The organism is Paenibacillus sp. V4I7, from assembly GCF_030817275.1.
In the GTDB taxonomy this organism is placed as follows: domain Bacteria; phylum Bacillota; class Bacilli; order Paenibacillales; family NBRC-103111; genus Paenibacillus_E.
Genome location: NZ_JAUSZD010000002.1, coordinates 7,962,350 through 7,977,636 on the forward strand (window position 1 = coordinate 7,962,350; position 15,287 = coordinate 7,977,636).

At 44.8% G+C, this 15,287-nt stretch carries 12 protein-coding genes and 1 pseudogene; 10 read left to right on the plus strand and 3 right to left on the minus strand.

Annotation, left to right across the window (positions count from 1 at the left end; translation table 11 throughout):
• Position 1: 1 nt before the first annotated feature.
• Positions 2-1,912 carry a ribosomal protection-like ABC-F family protein gene (abc-f, locus tag QFZ80_RS37310; protein WP_307563652.1) on the plus strand — a complete coding sequence of 637 codons (1,911 nt, stop codon included), beginning with the start codon at positions 2-4 and terminating at the stop codon, positions 1,910-1,912.
• A gap of 36 nt (positions 1,913-1,948) precedes the next feature.
• On the opposite strand, the gene QFZ80_RS37315 is transcribed toward abc-f, so the two are convergent.
• Positions 1,949-2,887: an ArsR/SmtB family transcription factor gene (locus tag QFZ80_RS37315; RefSeq protein ID WP_307563654.1), complete on the minus strand. Its 939-nt coding sequence runs from the start codon at positions 2,885-2,887 to the stop codon at positions 1,949-1,951.
• A 247-nt stretch (positions 2,888-3,134) separates the two neighbouring features.
• On the opposite strand from QFZ80_RS37315, the gene QFZ80_RS37320 reads away from it, so the two are divergent.
• The 9 genes and pseudogenes from QFZ80_RS37320 to rarD all read left to right on the plus strand — a co-directional run bounded on the left by QFZ80_RS37320 (position 3,135) and on the right by rarD (position 12,538).
• The gene (locus tag QFZ80_RS37320; RefSeq protein ID WP_307563656.1) at positions 3,135-4,118 is read left to right on the plus strand and encodes a glycoside hydrolase family 43 protein; all 984 of its coding nucleotides are present in this window, start codon (positions 3,135-3,137) and stop codon (positions 4,116-4,118) included.
• 214 nt (positions 4,119-4,332) lie between these two features.
• A complete protein-coding gene (locus QFZ80_RS37325; RefSeq protein ID WP_307563658.1) occupies positions 4,333-5,724 on the plus strand; it encodes an ABC transporter substrate-binding protein in 1,392 nt (463 codons plus the stop codon).
• 108 nt (positions 5,725-5,832) lie between these two features.
• The gene (locus QFZ80_RS37330) at positions 5,833-6,723 is read left to right on the plus strand and encodes a carbohydrate ABC transporter permease (RefSeq protein WP_307550097.1); all 891 of its coding nucleotides are present in this window, start codon (positions 5,833-5,835) and stop codon (positions 6,721-6,723) included.
• A gap of 30 nt (positions 6,724-6,753) precedes the next feature.
• Positions 6,754-7,597, plus strand: a pseudogene (locus QFZ80_RS37335) (carbohydrate ABC transporter permease).
• A 47-nt stretch (positions 7,598-7,644) separates the two neighbouring features.
• Positions 7,645-9,054 (plus strand): arabinan endo-1,5-alpha-L-arabinosidase, encoded by a 1,410-nt coding sequence (locus QFZ80_RS37340; RefSeq protein ID WP_373460461.1) that lies wholly within the window; start codon positions 7,645-7,647, stop codon positions 9,052-9,054.
• 217 nt (positions 9,055-9,271) lie between these two features.
• Positions 9,272-9,970, plus strand: a complete 699-nt coding sequence (locus QFZ80_RS37345; protein WP_307550094.1) for a pirin family protein — start codon at positions 9,272-9,274, stop codon at positions 9,968-9,970.
• Between the two features lie 25 nt (positions 9,971-9,995).
• Positions 9,996-10,328: a hypothetical protein gene (locus QFZ80_RS37350; protein ID WP_307438416.1), complete on the plus strand. Its 333-nt coding sequence runs from the start codon at positions 9,996-9,998 to the stop codon at positions 10,326-10,328.
• 72 nt (positions 10,329-10,400) lie between these two features.
• Positions 10,401-11,486 carry a nitric oxide synthase oxygenase gene (locus QFZ80_RS37355; protein WP_307564334.1) on the plus strand — a complete coding sequence of 362 codons (1,086 nt, stop codon included), beginning with the start codon at positions 10,401-10,403 and terminating at the stop codon, positions 11,484-11,486.
• Between the two features lie 164 nt (positions 11,487-11,650).
• Complete coding sequence (rarD, locus tag QFZ80_RS37360; RefSeq protein ID WP_307563662.1) at positions 11,651-12,538, plus strand: EamA family transporter RarD; 888 nt, start codon at positions 11,651-11,653, stop codon at positions 12,536-12,538.
• 471 nt (positions 12,539-13,009) lie between these two features.
• Here the strand turns inward: rarD and QFZ80_RS37365 are convergent, their stop codons facing one another.
• Entirely contained in the window at positions 13,010-14,674 is a 1,665-nt protein-coding gene (locus QFZ80_RS37365; RefSeq protein WP_307563664.1) for an MORN repeat-containing protein, read from the minus strand.
• Positions 14,675-14,731: 57 nt separating this feature from the next.
• Positions 14,732-15,118, minus strand: a complete 387-nt coding sequence (locus QFZ80_RS37370; protein ID WP_060645930.1) for a DUF4280 domain-containing protein — start codon at positions 15,116-15,118, stop codon at positions 14,732-14,734.
• Positions 15,119-15,287: the final 169 nt, after the last annotated feature.

Genomic DNA, 15,287 nt, shown 5'->3' on the forward strand with positions numbered 1-15,287 from the left:
TATGTTAATAGTTAATGGTCAAAATATAAAGAAATACCATGGTGCGCAGCTGGTGCTCGAAGATGTTACTTTTGAAATTCATCAGGGAGAAAGAATAGGACTTGTGGGACGCAATGGCAGCGGTAAATCGACATTGTTGCGCCTTATATCCAAGATGGAGAAGCCTGATGAAGGACAATTAACGGTACGAAAAGATACGCGGATCGGCTATTTAGCACAAATCCCAACGGAATGGGAGAGCGGTACGGTGTATGATGTGCTAGCCGCGAGCTTTCAAGAGGTACTTGAATGCCGCGCTAACATGACGGAGCTGGAGCAGCGAATGTCGAGCCCGGACGTCATGAGCGATGAGAAGCAACTAGATCAGCTGCTTAAGCGGTACGCACAGCTGCAAGAACGTTTTGAACGGGAAGGCGGCTACGAGCTGGATGCAAGAATCGACCAAGTAGCGAACGGTCTTCGTATTGCACGGGAGTTTTACGAACGGAGATTTACCTCGTTGTCTGGAGGGGAAAAGACGAAGATTGCTCTCGCTTCCCAGCTGATCGGCAAACCTGACTTGCTGCTGCTGGATGAGCCGACGAATCATCTGGATTTGTTTGGTGTGGAGTGGTTGGAGGAATATCTCACCCATTATGATGGTGCGTGTTTCATTGTTTCTCATGATCGCTACTTTCTGGATCGGGTAGTTACGAAGATCGTTGAACTGGAAGATGGTGAATCCACGACCTATCTGACTTCATACTCGGGATATGTGAAGGAGAAGGAAGTTAGATTACTTCAGCAGTTTGCTGATTATCAGGAGCAGCAGAAGGTCATCAAAAAGATGAAAGAGACGATTAAGCAGCTGACGGAGTGGGGCCGAGTAGGAGGGAATGAGAAATTTTTCCGCCGGGCAGCTTCTATGCAGAAAGCGCTGGATCGGATGGAGAAGCTCAAACGGCCTGTTCTCGATCCGAAGGCAGCTGAATTCGGGTTGAAGCTGGACGACCGCTCAGGTCGGAGAGTGATTCGATTCGACGATGTGAATAAGCGATACGGAGATAAAGTGCTGCTGAAGCGGGCAAGCGGATTGCTGGAATATGGCGAGAAAGTGATGCTCGTCGGGCATAATGGTTCAGGTAAAACAACCCTGTTGAAGATGATTCTGGGTGAAGAGCAGCCTGACCAAGGGGAGCTCGAGCTTGGAGCGCGGGTCGACATTGGTTATCTGGCTCAACAAGAGTATCCAGAGGATCATAAGAAATCGGTGCTGACTTACTTCTGTGAGGAAGCGAAGCTGGAAGAAGGAGAGGCTAGGGGCCGGCTTGCTGCTTATTTATTTTATGGAGCAGATGTTTTCAAGTCGGTTAGTTCTCTCTCGGGAGGTGAGTGGACTAGATTGCGACTAGCACTGCTTGTGCTGCGTAAGCCTAATTTACTCATTCTCGATGAGCCCACGAATCATATGGATATTGCTTCAAGGGAAGCGTTGGAAGAAGCGCTGGAAGAGTTTCCTGGTACCGTGCTGGCTGTAACGCATGATCGTTATTTTATGAATCGGCTGTCCCGGAAAATATGGGAGCTGGATCAAGGGCGTATTACCGTTTACTTGGGTAACTTTGACGACTATAAAGAGAAGAGCCGGCAGCTGCGCGAAGATCAAATACGTGAAACCACTGTTATTGGGGTGCCAAAGTCGGTTGCTGCACATGCGGCGTCACGGGGAAAGTCTAAATACTCGTCCGTGTTCACTAGGGACAATCTGGAAAAGCAGATTGCTAATGAAGAAGCGCGTCTGAAGAATTTAGACCAACGAATAGAGAACCTGGCGGCAGATGAACTCAGCAAGCTATGGATAGAGAGAGAAGCGGTACAGGACCTGTTGGATGGGCTTTATGAGCACTGGATGCAGATGGAGGAGCAGGAATAGAAAGAGAAAGAGGGGGTGCGAAAGCACTCCCTCTTTTCAATTCCCTTTTGTTCCATTTGTATCCTGTGCAGATTTAGAAAAATAGAGCTTGAAGCTTAAATCTTGATTGTAGTTGCCAAAGCCGGACCCGAATAAGGTGACGCCTCCAATATGCTCGGCATCCTCTAAAATGGCAACTCGGAAGGACCAGTGAGGATTACGAATGTCGATTTGGTCAATCGTGACGTCGGACAGCTTCAAGCCGTCCATGAACGTTCCATCTTTTTTGATAATGATCCGCTTTAGTAGACCAAATTGATTCACATCTTCAAACCACCATGCAGGATTAAGTCTACCCTTGCCGCCAAAGTCACCTGGGCTAGTCCACATTCCTAGCTTAAGTCCATTGAAGAAGAACGTAATATCAGAAGGCCAGTCGCTGTTTGTTAAAGGGGCTTCGGAAGATATCTCCATCGATATTTCCAATTCCTCTGGTTCCTCGCTGTTCATTAAGAAATTTGGAATCTTATACTCGACATATCCCTGCGCGAACCAAAGAATCTTAGCGTTCAATCGTTCCGGATCAAGGAAATAACGGGGATCATCGAAAATACCGATGACTTTAGATACCGTACAAATACCGCAAGTTGGAATGATGTTTAAATCCGTATAGTGGCCGACAGATACATCGGTTCTTCTTGAATAACGAGGGGTGACATTGCGCTGCGGAAAAGCAATCTCAAGATGATCCATGTGAAGTGAGCACATCTTCTGGGCTGCGCCGCCTTTGCCGGGCATCATTTCGGATCGGATCACATCGGCTTTCTCTAACTTTTTGACGTGCATCGTCATAATTGCGCTGCTAAGACCAAGGGCCTCCGCCAATTCACGGATATTCATGGGCTTCTGGGAGAGCAAGTGGACGATTTGAATGCGAACGTTACTTGAAAGTGCTTCAAATAGAGGTAAATTATCTTCCGATAAATCAATTCTCAAACAAATTCCCCCGTATAATAAAAGATTAATATTTATGTGAATGATTCCTTATATAGTAATATACATTTTTCTTAAATCTTTAACAACATCGAAAAGTTTAACAAGATGATTCATGTAAACCAAACATTAATATAAATGTGTATTATTAATAAATATATTGACAATAGGATGGGGCTGGCATTACTATTTACTCAATATGAAGTTATTCATATTTGTGAAAATCATCAAAATGATAGGGGTTTTGAACATGTTGAGTAACGTCAAGGCAATTGAACAGGAATATTTGAATCCCATTATCCCACAGCGCGCAGATCCTTGGGTGTATAAGCATACCGATGGATATTATTACTTTACCGCTTCTGTACCGGAATTTGATCGAATCGAAGTAAGAAGAGCAGTTACGATTCAGGGGCTCGGTTTCGCCGAACCGGTAGTCGTATGGAACAAATATGCGGAAGGCCCGATGAGCGCTAATATTTGGGCACCGGAAATCCATTATTTGAATAACAAATGGTACATCTATTTTGCGGCTGCTCGCACTACCGATACGGTGGAGGGATTGTTTGATCACCGAATGTTTGTTCTGGAGAATGAATCACCGAATCCACTGGAAGGGCAATGGGTAGAGAAAGGTCAGATCAAACCGAATTGGGAGTCATTCTCGCTCGATGCAACTACCTTTCAACATGAAGGTAATCTCTATTTAGTATGGGCGCAGAAGGATTTGAACATAGTAGGAAACTCCAATCTGTATATTGCGCTGATGAGCGATCCATGGACAATTAGCGGTCAACAGGTCATGATTGCACAGCCGGACTATGAGTGGGAAAAAATTGGTTTTTTGGTCAATGAAGGTCCAGCCGTATTGAAACGTAATGGGAAAATTTACATTACCTATTCTGCTAGTGCTACAGACTATAATTACTGTATGGGTTTATTGACGGCTGATGAGTCGAGTGATCTGTTAAACCCGGATTCATGGAGTAAGACACCTCACCCCGTATTTCAAACTAATGAGACTACTGGTCAATATGGACCTGGTCACAATAGCTTTACGGTTTGTCCGGAAGGTAAGGATGTGATCGTGTACCATTCCCGCAATTACAAATTTATTGAGGGTGACCCTCTATATGATCCAAATCGCCATACACGAGCACAAATATTTGGTTGGCACAGTGACGGGACACCTGATTTTGGCATTCCGGTTGCAGATGCTCTAACTCAAAAATAAAAATGAACTCGAAAAATTGCAAAATAACATAGTGTTGACAGTGAAAGCGCTTTGATTTATTATAAGTTTAACATATATATTAATAATTAATATAAACGCTTACGTTTGTAAGGCAATCGCTTTAAAGGTTGAACTTACATTATTAATTGAATATATGTATGCGGTTCCATTTCATCGGATTTTTTATTATTTACTACAATTAGGAGGGGTTTAAATGAAAAAGAGTCTAGTATCAGTAGCAGCGCTTTCCATGTCGTTAGTAATTGTACTTGCAGGTTGTGGTGGGAACAACGCGGGAAGCGGTAGTGGGGATACGGCGAAAAAAGAAGAAAGCAAAAGCACAGAGGCAGCAAAAACAGAAACAAAAGAACTAACATTTATGTTCCGCGGCGGCCCCGACGAGCAAAAGGCATACGAAAATACGATTAAGAAGTTCGAAACGGAGCACCCGGGTGTTAAAGTTAAAATCATCACAACAACAGCTGACCAATATGCAACAAAAATTAAGGCAGCTATTACAGGTAAAAGCTTACCCGATGTATTCTACTTTGAACCAGGTGATTTGAGAGCTTATGTAAATGGCGGCGTTCTCCTGGATCTGACAGCTAACATTAAAGGTGATAAAAATGTTGATCTGAACAACATCTGGAAATACGGCGTTGACTTTTATCGTTATGACGGTTCCACTGTTGGGAAAGGCAATATTTACGGTCTACCAAAGGATGTTGGCCCATTTGCACTCGGCTATAACAAAACAATGTTTGAAAAAGCTGGAGTACCACTTCCTGACAAAGATAAGCCTTATACGTGGGATGAATTTATTAAAGTCAACAAACAACTGACCAAAGATAACAACGGTGACGGCAAGATGGATCAGTTCGGTACTGGTTTCAATGTTAACTGGTCCTTGCAATCATTTGTATGGAGCAATGGTGCAGATTGGCTAGATGCAACAAAAACAAAAGTTACGATTGATGAACCTAAATTTGCTGAAGCTTTGCAATATTTTGCTGATATGCAAAATAAGCATAAGATCACTCCATCAATTGAAGATGCGCAAACGTTAGATACTTACCAGCGTTGGATGAAGGGCGAAATGGGCTTCTTCCCGGTAGGACCTTGGGATCTAAGTACCTATGAAAAATTGCCGTTTGAATATGATCTGATTCCTTACCCAGCTGGATCGACAGGTAAATCTGCAACATGGTTAGGTTCCTTGGGAATTGGTGTTTCCAGCAAAACGAAACACCCTCAGGAGGCTACTGCTTTGGTAACTTACTTAACAGCTTCGCGTGAAGGACAGCAAGCCCTGGTAGATGCTAAAGTACAAATCCCGAACTTGATCGATATGGCTGACAAGTGGGCTGCAGACACATCCATTAAACCGGCAAACAAGAAAGAATTTTTGGAAATAGTTAAAGATTACGGCAGAGCTATTCCAAATACGTTGACTTACAATGCAGAATGGCACCAGCTCTTCTTCACGGATATTCAGCCAGTCATTGATGGTAAAGTAACTGCAGCTGATTATGTGAAGGGTCAACAGCCGAAAATGCAAAAACTTCTCGATAAGGCAATTGAACAAGAACAAAAATCTAAAAAATAACAAGTTAATGAAAGACTATTTTTAGTGCAGTTGAAAATGATGTTAGTTGCTGAAGTGTAATAACAAAGAACTAACATCATTTTCTTCTAACTAAATCAGGGGTGAATTATGAAATCCAAATCTAATCTCTATCGGAAAGAGAAATATTACGGGTTTTTATTTATACTTGCACCCGTTCTTGGTCTAATTCTATTTACATTGTACCCAGTTTTATATTCTTTCTACGGTTCCTTCACAGATTGGGATGGATTGGGCCAGATGAGCTTTATCGGGCTGGATAATTATATAGACATATTTCAAGATGAGCAATTTTACAAAGCTATGTACAACACTCTATTTCTAATGCTTGGCATTCCAATTGGTTTGATTTTGGCTTTACTGTTGGCGCTTGGTCTCAATAGAGGAATTTTTGGAACTACTACTTTCCGAGTCATATACTACATTCCGGTCATTTCTTCGTTGGCAGCGATCTCCATTTTGTGGCAATGGGCTTATAACGGTGATTATGGTTTAGTTAACCAGTTTTTGGATCTATTCGGAATTGAAGGACCTAACTGGTTAGCTAATAAAAATACGGTTAAACCTGCAATTATGATTATGGCAATCTGGAAAGGCTTAGGATACTCGATGCTCTTGTATTTGGCGGCGCTGCAAAGCGTATCCAGATCTTATTATGAAGCGGCAGAGATCGATGGGGCAAATGCTTTACAGTCTTTTTGGAATATTACATGGCCAATGGTGAAGCCGGTTACATTCTTTATCGTTGTGACAAGCATCATCGGCGGTTCGCAAATTTTTACCGAGATTAACATTATGACTTCAACAGGTGGTCCTGAGTATAGTTCTGCTTCAGTCGTCTTTTATGTGTGGCAGAAAGCATTCGGCAACCTCCAAATGGGATATGCATCAGCAATGGCTGTTGTGCTGGGTCTGTTTATATTTATCGTTACGCTTATCCAATTTAAAATGAATGAAAAATCATCCTATGATGTGGATTAGTACATCAATCGGGAAGGAGCGGGTAATCCTATGATAATTACCAAACAACAAAAAATAATGAGCATCGTTATTTTTCTCATATTAGCAATCGGCGCTATTGTCATGGTAGCTCCCTTATTGTGGATGGTATCGACTTCCTTCAAAGAAAAGAAGGATGTGTTCGCACTGCCTCCTCAGTGGATACCCGAGACGTTTTTATTTATTAAATACAGTGAAATTTGGGAAAAGGGACCTTTGCTTTCGGGTATTAAAAACAGTGTCTTCATTGCTGTTTCTGTAACAATTATCGGAACCTTTACTTCCAGCTTAGCTGCTTTTTCGTTTGCAAAGCTTAGGTTCCCAGGTAAGGACAAGATTTTTTTACTGCTGCTTTCAGCCTTAATGATTCCTTATCCAGTTGTTATGATACCGCAGTTCATTTTATTCTCAGAGTTGGGCTGGGTAGATACATTGCTGCCGTTAATTGTCCCAGGCTTTTTCGGAAATATTGTGATGATCTTTTTCCTTCGCCAGTATTTAACAAGCGTGCCGAATGCAATAATTGAAGCTGCGAAGATTGATGGAACCTCCTACTTTGGAATTTTCTACAGGATCATATTTCCTCTTATTAAACCTGCAGTAGCTGCACAGCTTATTTTATGGTTTATGGCCATTTGGAACGATTATTTAGCACCAATCATTTACTTGAATTCACCTGAGAAACAAACGCTGCAGCTAGTAATTGCTAACTTCAATGCAACTTATGCCATTCAAACGGACTACCCGTTAATTATGGCAGCATCTGTTATCGCGTTATTACCGATGTTAATCGTTTTTCTCATATTTCAAAAGCAAATCATTGAATCGGTTGCAATTTCCAGGTGTTAAAGGATGATCAAATCAACTGGAAGCCTAAGGAGACGAAATGCCTTTGTAAGCATCATGACAGTTGCTGTTCTCCTTCTCGCAGGTTGTTCCATCGGAGGAGGAGGAAGTTTGCAGTCGAAGTTAAAGTATCCAGATGCGCCTCCAAGCTATCCAATGTTTGATACGGATAACCTTCATAACGAATTGGCGTGGAATACGAACAATACACATGATCCTGCAATTATAAAAGAAGACGATACCTATTATGTTTTTTCAACGGATGCTAAAGTTGGCGGTAAGGCTAAGCCTGGTATTATGGTTAGGAAATCAAAGGATCTCATTCAATGGGAATGGGTCGGATACGCTTTTGATGGAGTACCCAAGCAAGCGGCGGAATGGACAGGGGCTCAAGGTTTATGGGCACCTGATGTTAAGAAATTCGGCGATACGTTCTATTTATATTATTCGGCATCGACCTTCGGTTCGAACCAATCATTCATTGGCGTAGCGACAAGTTCTTCCTTAGAGGGACCTTGGACTGACCAAGGAGAAGTAATAAAGACGGGTGTCGGCGATAAGCCGAATGCGATTGATCCGAACATTGTATTGGATGCGTCGGGAGATCCATGGTTTGTATTCGGTTCTTTCTTCGGGGGGATTTATACCTCTCCGCTAGATCCGAAAACAGGCAAGTTGAAAGAGCCTGGTTTTGGTACAAAGATTGCGACCAGGGATCATAAAACGGAATCCGGAGCGGTAGAAGGCCCTTATATTGTTTATCATTCGGAGCTGAAGAAATATTACCTATTTGTTTCCTTTGATTCGTTGTCACAGGATTACAATGTGCGGGTAGGTAGATCGGACTCCATGACAGGTCCATATTTGGATGTGAATGGAAGAGATCTTATGGACGATAAGTATGAAGCCCAGTTTGAGATCGGCAACAAAATATTGGGTGGCTATAAGTTCCAAGAAGGCGATGGATGGATTGCGCCTGGACATAATTCCGTGCTGCAGGATGGGGATCATACTTATATCGTCCATCATGCTCGTCCGCAGCAGGATATGAACTGGATGTATCTCCACGTTAGAAAAATATTGTGGACCCAAGACGGCTGGCCGGTCGTATCACCGGAAAGATATACTGGAGAGACCGTTCAAGATATCCCTAAGGCGAGCATAGCAGGCGAATGGGAACGAATCGTGATGGATAAAATGATCGACGGCCAAGTTGAATCGGACGAGTTAAAGCTTTTAAAAGGCGGGAAAATCAACAATTCTGATTCCAAGGACTACTGGGAATTCGATGGAAAGCATACCCTAACGCTTTATTGGTACGATGGTGAGGAGCTGGCATCTCAGGAAATAGTTATGATGCTGCCGTCATGGGATTGGGAGCTTAATCGTTCAACTCTTGTCTTTACAGGCATGAATAATCGAGGTACGGCTATATGGGGGAAACAGCTTCCACAAGCAGCTAAGTAAGATACATGATAGTATCCTATCGGCAATTGAATTACTATTTCTGGCCAATGTCCGTTCTGTTCTTGAATGATGGTGAATTCATACATAACCTCTACCTCACTATAAAAGTCGAGATGAGGTTTTTTGTCTTGCTTGCGTATTTCCGCCACCGTTCCGACATAGAAGTCGATAGTCCATATATGATAAGCTATACGTATTAAAAAAGGAGGCGATTGCTGTGATTCAAGTTTTCCCTGCGCATACGCGTAATACAACCGATCTGGGCTGGCTTAAGAGCCATAAGAATTTCTCGTTCGGCGATTATTTTGATGAGGATAATGTAGGTTTCGGGGTTATGCGTGTTTGTAATGACGATGATATTGCTGCCGGTCGAGGCTTCGGTCCACATCCCCATAGCGATATGGAGATTGTCAGCATCGTTCTCAGCGGAGCCATTAAACACGAAGATAGCTTGGGGCATGTTGCGGTAACGGGTGTGAATGGCGTGCAGCGAATGTCAGCTGGAAGCGGCGTTATACATGCCGAGTATAATGCGTCGGATACGGAACCGATGAGCCTATTTCAACTTTGGTTCATGCCTTCTAAGCGGGGCTTGGAGCCGTCCTTTGAGAATGTCACTTATGAACCTGAAGCATTGATAAACACGCTGCTGCCGGTAGTTACACCCGAGGGAGGCGAGCATGCAGCCAAGATACACCAAGATATGAGTATTTACCTCAGCAAGTTGGAAGCGGGCAAAGAGCTTGTGTTTAAACAAGGAGAGAATCGCCGTATTTTTCTTATGCTTATCAGCGGGAAGTTATCTGCTAATGATGCTGTATTGGAAACTAAGGATAGCGCGCGTATGGAAGCTGAACAAACGGTTGAGATTCGTGCGATAGAAGATACACATTTCATGCTAATCGATCTGCCATAATGGATGATGAAGGAGGGCTATGCGGATGAAGGAAGTCTTTTTAATTAAACATGCAGTGGGCGGTCGAGCGTTCGTAGATACGGGTAAACATCCGATCCCCTACACATGGGAGCAGGTTGGTGACCAATGGATTTTTACCGTGCAGATAGAGAAGAAGGAAGATATTGCTGAGCTTTTGAAATGGAAAGAGGAACTCAACGTATTCTTATTTCAGGAATATGAAAATGAGCCAACAAAGAAATTATGGTTTTATGTAGGCGATGATTCCGTTCACTATTCCGAGGAAAAAGGCGAGTTAACCATCGTAGCAAAGTCTCAAATCGTATACATTCCTGATCAGTTTAGTGCGCAATTGTAACTCAACATAGGGAGAGCTGTGCAGGTGTCAAATGCTTGTGGGGCTCCCCTTTATCGGATTGGAGCAGCACCAATGAAAGTGCAGAATCAATTGCTAGAGAAAGCAATACCTTTTATCAAGGAATGTTGTAGTGAACTAGGCCAAAGCTCGGGCGAAATCGATGCTCGTCTTACTGAAATTACCGAAACCATTAGGTATAAAGGTTACTACGAACATACCCTTCAAGAGCTTGAGCATGGGGCCAAAATGGCATGGCGCAACAGCAACCGTTGTATCGGGCGATTGTTCTGGGAAACACTGACGGTACACGATGCTCGTTATATTGAAACCGAAGAACAGATGGCTGAGGCACTTTTTCGTCATATAGAAACGGCGACCAATGGCGGCAAAATCCGTCCAGTGATTACGATTTTCCCACCTACGCATGATTCGGCTCAGGGAGCCTTTATTCATAATGACCAACTTGTCCGTTACGCGGGCTATGAAACTGACAATGGGATTCTCGGTGACCCAGCTTCTATTCATATAACTGCGTTAAGCCAATCGCTTGGATGGCAGGGGGCTGGGACGCCTTACGACGTGCTGCCGCTTGTTGTTCAAATGGGAGATCGGAAACCAAAGCTGTTCGAGATTCCTACCGAGCTCGTCCTGGAAGTGGATATTACACATCCGGACATAGCAGCGTTCGATGATTTGCATCTCAAATGGTATGCCGTACCGATCGTCTCGAATATGTACCTTGAAATCGGAGGGATTCATTACCCTGCTGCGCCATTCAATGGTTGGTACATGGGCACTGAGATCGGAGCGCGAAACTTTGCCGACCAAGCGAGATATGACATGCTGCCGCGTGTAGCGTCTGTCATGGGTCTGGATACTCGGCGCGATGCCTCCCTTTGGAAAGATAGGGCGCTTGTTGAGTTAAATGTGGCTGTGCTGCATTCGTTTCAACAGCAAGGTGTAGCTATTGTGGATCATCATACAGCGGCGAGGCAATTTAAGAGTTTTGAAGAGAAAGAGCAGAAGGTCGGTCGTGATGTCACGGGTGATTGGTCGTGGTTGATCCCGCCGCTATCTCCGGCGACAACGCATATTTTCCATCAGCATTATTCAAATGAAGTGAAGCTGCCTAACTTTTTTTATCGGCATGAGGGCTGAGCAATCACATGGTAGAAGGGATTGCGTCTTCGTTAAAGGATAGCACAAACAATCGTGTAGTTTGATCCCCGTATATCGGGGATTTATTTAATTGAAAATTGACCTAGGGACAAATTACAAGATTCATAGAATTGTGTTACTAGAATTGAAAAGAGGATTTTACTATGAAAAAAGGGCTTTGGTACGCCATTCTTGCCTATACCGCATGGGGCTTGCTGCCTATTTATTGGAGATCTTTTGACTCTTTGCTTGCTGGTGAAATATTGTCTCACCGAGTCATCTGGTCATTTGTTTTCATGGCCATTCTCTTACTGATAGGGAAAAGTGGATGGACTGAATTTCGTAAGATGGTTACGAACGGGAAAATGCTGCTCCAGATCGGAGTCAGCAGCATTTTAATCAGCTCCAATTGGCTGATATTCATTTGGGCCGTCAATAACGGCCATGTCATCGAGACGAGTCTGGGGTATTATATTACTCCCCTAATTAATATCATGCTGGCGGTCCTGTTTTTGCGTGAAAAACCAAGCCGTAGTCAGTGGGTGGCCGTTGCTTTGGCAGGTGCCGGCGTTTTGCTGGCAACCATCGATTATGGCAGATTTCCATGGGTTTCTCTCTCACTAGCGTTTTCCTTCGGTCTGTACAGTCTTGTGAAAAAGAGAGTTTCCTACGATGCCTCTATCGGGTTAGCAGGTGAAACCGTCATTGTCTTCCCCATAGCAGTAGCGTATATTGCCTACTTACACTTTGCGCATCATGATTCCGCATGGACGTTACCGCCTATCTCTTTAGCATTGCTATTATTGTCAGGTGTTGCAACCGCTTTGCCTCTATTATGGTTTGCTAAGGCGGCTGCTCGGCTGCCTCTTTCCATGCTGGGATTCATTCAGTACATTGGTCCTTCCATTACGCTGCTTTTAAGTGTGTTCGTATTTAAAGAGAAATTCTCTCCCGTGCTTCTCATCAGTTTCTCCTTGATCTGGACAGCGCTGATCGTTTACGCATTTGCGTCGATGCGGGTGGCGAGAACGAGAACTTCTATAGCGAAGTAGATATACACAGAAAAAACCGTTCGAGCAAATAGCTTCGAACGGTTTTTTAGCATGCTCGTTCCATTAGCGAATAGCGTGCTGCCAATACCACCTATTAGAGGAACGACGATCCGCTATTTGGTGAAATATGTGTTAAAAATGAAAATTGCGGAACGTGAGTGCCTTATTTAATAGAATAAGCACGATTTGGAGGCAAAACAACGAAATAACGTATCGTCGTTCCGTTTGTCCCGGAATTCGAGCTTTTTCACCCAAATAGCAGAACGACGTTCCGTCAAGGGCGGAGAACGCTATTGTCAGGTCTGAGCTTTACGCCTAACTACCCTTTCCGTGTGCAAAAGGAACTCGTTTAGCATACGAAGGACATGAGGCAGCTCGGTGTACAGAAGGAACTCGATTAGCATACGAAGGACATGAGGCAGCTTCATCTGCAAAAGGAACCCGTAAACACACAAGGGGCAACAGCCCCTCTTATTTGGTAGAGCTGACCTGAAGCAGGTGAGCTTCTTTGGTTTTGTTGAAATGCGTGAAGGTGAAGATGAAATCACCTTTGTAATAGCTGTTCGTGTAAGTGCCAGCCCCGGCACCCACCCCGAGTTCCATGACGATGTAGCCGGCATCTCCCAGTTCGCCGCGCTTTTTGATGGTCTCGATGGCTGGCTGCAGCAGCGCCAAAGGCTTCGAGCCCCAAATGCTGAGGGAGGTGACGACGGCCTCCTTCGGGTTGCCCTTGGACGGCTCTACCAGCAGCGACAGCTGGTAGGCCGGATAGTTCAGCAGGAGCTTAACGCCTCCTGCTGATGCCGGATCGGCCGCGCCAGCGCCAGCGGCCGGAGGTTCCACGGCGGCGTCGCCCGCAGCCGCCGTCTCCGCGGAGGCAACCTGCGGCGCCTCCTGGCCTGCGAGCATGACGCTGTTATCCTGCAGCGTCACCTCGTCCGGTTTGCCCAGCAAGTCTTCGACTTTCTTGCTGGACAAACCGATGAAACTCTGCAGGCTGGCCTGGCCGCCTGCAAAGAAGCTCCGCAGCAGCGGCGCGCCGTCTGCGTCAAACAACGTGCCAAGGCCGTCATAGACGCCGGCCTTGAAATCGCCCTTGTAGACGAGTTTACCTAACTCGTCATACGCTTCCCCGGCGCCGCTAAGGACGCCGCTCTGGAACGTGCCTTTGAAGCGCGGCACGCCCTTCTCATCGAAGGCGGTGCCTTCACCGCCATACGCGCCAGCGAGGAATTGGCCTTTATATTTGATCAGGCCATTCGTATAAAACTCGGTGCCATCTCCGGAATAGCTGCCGTTCTTAAAGCCGCCTTCATAAATAAGAAGTCCCTTCGCATCAAAAAACTTACCAGCCCCGTTATATTGACCGGCTGCAAATTCACCCTCATATTGGGCGATACCGCCCGATGAGAACAGCTTTCCAGTCCCATTGTATAGGCCGCCGTTAAACAAGCCTTCATACAAAAGATCTCCGCTTGGCGCGAATAATTTCCCAGCTCCGCCGTATTTTCCATTTTGAAATTCGCCGATATACTGCACGTTCTGCTGGGGATCGTATTGGGTTCCAGCTCCGTTAAAGACATCTCCGGCAAATGCTCCTTTATATTGCAGGGTGCCATTTTCGTCGTACAAGGAGCCGTTGCCTGATTTTTGCCCCTTTTCAAAATCACCTTCATAAGCGGGCTTGCCGTTGCTGTGGAAAAGTTTACCTTTTCCGGCATATTTGCCGTCAACCAGATCCCCCACATAGAGAGAATCCTTCTGGGTACCCACGACTTTGCCATTGCCTGAAAAGCTCGTAAGTTTAGGGGTATCTTTCTGAAGAACAGGAACGCGATTCAACCACTTATTCACGATTGCAGGAGGGCGGATGAAAATAAAAAAGACCAAAACGAGTAGGAACAAAGTGAGGAAAAGAAGCAATCTTTTGGAGATATAATAGGAGCCGATCAAAACGTAGTTTTTCAGCGACGTTTCGCGCGTCTGCAGCATGACCCTAAGGAGCTGTTGAATCTTAATGATCGCTAGTTTGGGCAGCCTTCCGACTGTTAAGATGGCTTTCATGATATGCCCAATGAATGGTGCAACGACAGGCCTTAGCACTTTTTCAAGGGTTTTGACCGGCTGGATCTCCAAATCTTCTCACTCCTAGATGGAATTATTAAATGGTTTTTTTTAAAATGAGTTAAAATTTTAAGGCACCTGAATGGTCATTTGCCCTGGTTGCTGTATTTGAATGACACCGCCCCAGTTGCACATGCATTTGGACGTATTGTTCAGAGCGGGCATGTTCGCGACAAGCACGGTCGGTGACCCAGGAGCCCAGGGTGCAGCTGTTACAGGTACGCAGGGCATGGGAGTCAGAACTCCAAGTGCAGCCGCCGTTGCTGCAGCAACCATCGGATTCGCCATAGAATTACACATCCCAAACGGCATTATGTTCACCATCGGCTTATTATCCATAATGTTGGCAATGGGCATAGCGGTCATCACCATGTTCGCCGGAAGCACCATTAACGTACCAGGCGCTGCACCGAACGAGCACTGCAGCATCGCTCCGCCGCAAACGAGGTTTCCCATGTGAATCTCTCCTTCCTTGTGCAAAACTTGCCGACGAGCTTCCAGAGATGAGCATTTAGCATGTATTCAGCGTTAAAGTAACGAAATTAGCAGTTATCCTGCGTTTAAGGTTGTTTTATATCGTTAAAGTAGCTTTGAATGGGGGAAATGAGCTGTACCCAATTAGGAC

Bases quoted from the DNA above. Each gene is read 5' to 3' on its own strand.
- abc-f (WP_307563652.1), top strand. From the start codon at position 2: ATGTTAATAGTTAATGGTCAAAATATAAAGAAATACCATGGTGCGCAG.
- QFZ80_RS37320 (WP_307563656.1), top strand. From the start codon at position 3,135: ATGTTGAGTAACGTCAAGGCAATTGAACAGGAATATTTGAATCCCATT.
- QFZ80_RS37325 (WP_307563658.1), top strand. From the start codon at position 4,333: ATGAAAAAGAGTCTAGTATCAGTAGCAGCGCTTTCCATGTCGTTAGTA.
- QFZ80_RS37330 (WP_307550097.1), top strand. From the start codon at position 5,833: ATGAAATCCAAATCTAATCTCTATCGGAAAGAGAAATATTACGGGTTT.
- QFZ80_RS37340 (WP_373460461.1), top strand. From the start codon at position 7,645: ATGACAGTTGCTGTTCTCCTTCTCGCAGGTTGTTCCATCGGAGGAGGA.
- QFZ80_RS37350 (WP_307438416.1), top strand. From the start codon at position 9,996: ATGAAGGAAGTCTTTTTAATTAAACATGCAGTGGGCGGTCGAGCGTTC.
- QFZ80_RS37355 (WP_307564334.1), top strand. From the start codon at position 10,401: ATGAAAGTGCAGAATCAATTGCTAGAGAAAGCAATACCTTTTATCAAG.
- rarD (WP_307563662.1), top strand. From the start codon at position 11,651: ATGAAAAAAGGGCTTTGGTACGCCATTCTTGCCTATACCGCATGGGGC.
- QFZ80_RS37370 (WP_060645930.1), bottom strand. From the start codon at position 15,118: ATGGGAAACCTCGTTTGCGGCGGAGCGATGCTGCAGTGCTCGTTCGGT.